Origin of the sequence: Streptomyces sp. MnatMP-M17 (assembly GCF_900091995.1) — a bacterium.
Lineage (GTDB): Bacteria > Actinomycetota > Actinomycetes > Streptomycetales > Streptomycetaceae > Streptomyces.
The window spans coordinates 1-2,996 of sequence record NZ_FMDK01000493.1; the positions used below are offsets into that span (position 1 = coordinate 1).

Genomic DNA, 2,996 nt, shown 5'->3' on the forward strand with positions numbered 1-2,996 from the left:
AGGGCCGCCGCGAGCCGCCGCGCGGCGGGCACGGCGAGGAGGGGCATCAGCAGCGGCACCCAGACGAGGTAGATCATCCGGCCCGCCCGTCGGCCGGCCGGGACTCCTCGGCGCCGAACCCGGGCCCGCCGCCGTCCGGCGCGATGTCCCCGCCGTCCAGCAGCGAGCGCAGCAGCCGCTCGTCCTCGTCGTTGAGCTGGGAGACGAAACGGGCGAGCACCGCGCTGCGGTCCTCGTCCTTGGCCAGCTCCGAGTGCATACGGCGGGCGGTCAGCCCGGGAGCGTCCTCGGTCGGCGTGTAGGCGTAGCCACGGCCTTCCCTCACCCGGGTGACGGTGCCCTTCTCGTACAGCCGCGACAGGATCGTGGTGATGGTGGTCCGGGCGAGCGACATCTCCAGCGCTCCCTGGACCTGGCCCGGCGTCAGCGGTCCCCCGGCGGCCCACAGCGCCGCCAGCACACCGGCTTCCAGCTCGCCGGCCGGCCGGCGCTCCGCGCTCTCGTCGCCCATGGGAACACTCCTCCCGTTTCCTTCGTCTACAGTGAAGTAGACCGTCTACAGCACTGTAGACAATCAGATCGTCACGCAGGATTCCCCTGCCCACCATTATGGGAGCAGCCTCCTTATGGCCGTATCCGCGCTCGCCGCGATGCCACAAGCCGTGAATCTCCTCGACGCGGGATCCCTGCTCTCCGCGTTCGGCGCCCTCGGTATCGCCGTCGTTCTCTTCGCCGAGACCGGCCTGCTGATCGGATTCTTCCTGCCCGGCGACTCCCTGCTCTTCACCGCCGGGCTGCTGTGTGTGCCCGGCGCGACAGGTCCCGCGCATCTCTCGCTGCCTCAGGTGCTCGTCGCCTCGGCCGTCGGCGCGCTGCTCGGAGCGCAGACCGGCTACTGGATCGGCCGGCGCGGCGGCCGGGCGCTGCTGGCCCGCAGCCGGGCCCGCAAGCTCCACGAGGGCGCGGCCCGCGCCGAGGAACTGCTCGACCGGTACGGCCATGCCAAGGCCATCGTGCTGGCCCGTTTCGTACCGGTCGTAAGGACCGTGCTGAATCCGCTGGCCGGCGCGCTGAACGTGCCCGCGCGCCTCTTCACGCTCTGGCAGATCGTCGGCGGCGCAGTCTGGACGGTCGGACTCGTACTGGCCGGATACGCGCTGGGCTCGTCCGTACCGAACGTCGACCGCTATCTGCTGCCGATCGTCGCGCTCGTGGTCGTCGTCTCGCTCATTCCGCTGGCGCTGGAGGTGCTGCGCTCACGCCGTACGTCCCAGGGAGAGACCCGTTGACCGCGGCGGACACGAGAGCGGTGGCGCTGCGCCCGCTGGGCGTCACCGCGCTCCTCGCGGCCGTTTTCACCGCGCTGGCGGTGGTGGTGGCCGGCCGGAACGGCGCGCCGTTCCCGGTGGACCGCGACGCGCTCGACTGGTCGGTGGGCCACCGCCCGGCCGAGGCCACGGCGGTGGCCCGGGGCATCACGGCGACCGGCACCGGGATCCTGCCTTATCTGTGCGCGGTCGCGGCCGGTCTGCTCATGGGCCGGGGCATACGGCAGCGGCTGGTGGCGGCGGCCGGCGCGCTGGCCTTCCTCCTGGCCGCGCAGGCCGTCCGCTACGGCGTCCTGTACGGCGTCCACCGGCCGCGGCCACCGGTGGCGGACTGGGCGACCCATGCCTCCCGCTACGCGTTTCCCTCCGGACACGCCACGACCTCGGCGCTGGTGGCGGGCCTGCTGGTCTGGGCCGTACTGCACCGCGGCGGCCGGAGGTCTCCGACGTACACGCTCTGCGCGCTGATCGTCTGCTGGGCAGTCGCCGTCGGGCTGACCCGGATCTATCTCGGAGTGCACTGGGCGACCGATGTCCTCGGCGGCTGGCTGTACGCAGGCACCTGGCTCGGCCTCGGCGTGGCGCTGATCCCTCTCGGCCGGCTGCTGCCGCGAGACCGGAGTGACGGGAGCGACAGGAGCGACAGCGGAGGCGAAGGCAGATAGGAGCGGCTTCAGGAGCGCTGAGTGCTCAGAGCGCGCGGTGCATGATGTGCAGCCCGACATAGCCCTGCGCGGGATGCCGGAATCCCTCCGGCACCGTGCCCAGGATCTCGAAGCCGAGCGACTCGTACAGCTTCACGGCGTATGTGTTGGTCTCGACGACGGCGTTGAACTGGAGCGAGCGGAAGCCCGCCGCGCGGGCCCAGTCGAGCGTGTACAAGACCAGCGCCCTGCCCACTCCGCGCCCCGACCGCGCCGGATCGACCATATAGCTGGCCGTGGCGACATGCGCGGCGTTGCCCATCTGGTTGTTCTGCATCTTCGCGGTGCCGAGGACCGTACCGGCCTCGTCCACGGCGACGACGGTACGGTTCGGAGCCGCCAGCAGCCACCACTCACGGCCCTCGGTCCTGTCGAGATCGAGCGGATAGGAGAACGTCTCGCCCGCGGCGACGATCTCATGGAAGAAGGGCCAGATGGCGGGCCAGTCCTCGGCGGTGGCTTCCCTGATCAACATGTGGCCAGCATGCCGCCACCGCTCACCGGTCCGCCAGCACATTTCGCGAGGCAGGAAGGGCAGGCCCTCGGGCGGCTCGCTCTTTTTGCAGGATAATGACCGGGAGAGAGGGGATATCCGAAAAGAGGCGATCGCTCATGTTCGAAGCCGAGGACATTCGGGAGTGGCGGGGCCACGATGTGGTCGACGCCGACAAGAAGAAGATCGGCTCGCTGGAAGCCGTCTATGTCGACACCGCGACGGACGCGCCGTCGTTCGCCACGGTCACCGTCGGGCTGCCCACAAGGCGGCGTCTGGTCTTTGTCCCGCTGGGCGATGCCACGGTCGGTCCCGGCTATCTGAAGGTCACCTGGGACAGAAACCTCGCCAAGGACGCTCCCTCCATCGACACCGACGGAGAGCTGCTCGCCCAGGACGAACCGCAGGTCTTCTCGCACTACGGACTGCCCTACACAACCGGCGCGGCAGGTGAGCGCCGGCTCGCCCGCC

5 protein-coding genes are annotated in these 2,996 nt (G+C 70.5%); 3 read left to right on the top strand and 2 right to left on the bottom strand.

All coding sequences use genetic code 11. The features are described 5' to 3' along the window. Positions 1-73: 73 nt before the first annotated feature. The gene (locus GA0115259_RS21985) at positions 74-511 is read right to left on the bottom strand and encodes a BlaI/MecI/CopY family transcriptional regulator (protein WP_093599933.1); all 438 of its coding nucleotides are present in this window, start codon (positions 509-511) and stop codon (positions 74-76) included. Positions 512-626: 115 nt separating this feature from the next. On the opposite strand from GA0115259_RS21985, the gene GA0115259_RS21990 reads away from it, so the two are divergent. Both GA0115259_RS21990 and GA0115259_RS21995 read left to right on the top strand, forming a co-directional pair. Continuing rightward, positions 627-1,289: a DedA family protein gene (locus tag GA0115259_RS21990; protein WP_093599936.1), complete on the top strand. Its 663-nt coding sequence runs from the start codon at positions 627-629 to the stop codon at positions 1,287-1,289. Beyond that, entirely contained in the window at positions 1,286-1,993 is a 708-nt protein-coding gene (locus GA0115259_RS21995; RefSeq protein WP_237540304.1) for a phosphatase PAP2 family protein, read from the top strand. Before GA0115259_RS21990 ends, GA0115259_RS21995 begins: the two co-directional genes overlap by 4 nt. Before the next feature lie 25 nt (positions 1,994-2,018). Here the strand turns inward: GA0115259_RS21995 and GA0115259_RS22000 are convergent, their stop codons facing one another. Then, positions 2,019-2,507, bottom strand: a complete 489-nt coding sequence (locus GA0115259_RS22000; protein WP_093599939.1) for a GNAT family N-acetyltransferase — start codon at positions 2,505-2,507, stop codon at positions 2,019-2,021. Between the two features lie 137 nt (positions 2,508-2,644). Here GA0115259_RS22000 and GA0115259_RS22005 point away from each other — a divergent pair. Beyond that, the coding region (locus GA0115259_RS22005) for a PRC-barrel domain-containing protein (RefSeq protein WP_093599942.1) at positions 2,645-2,996 on the top strand (352 nt) is incomplete at its 3' end.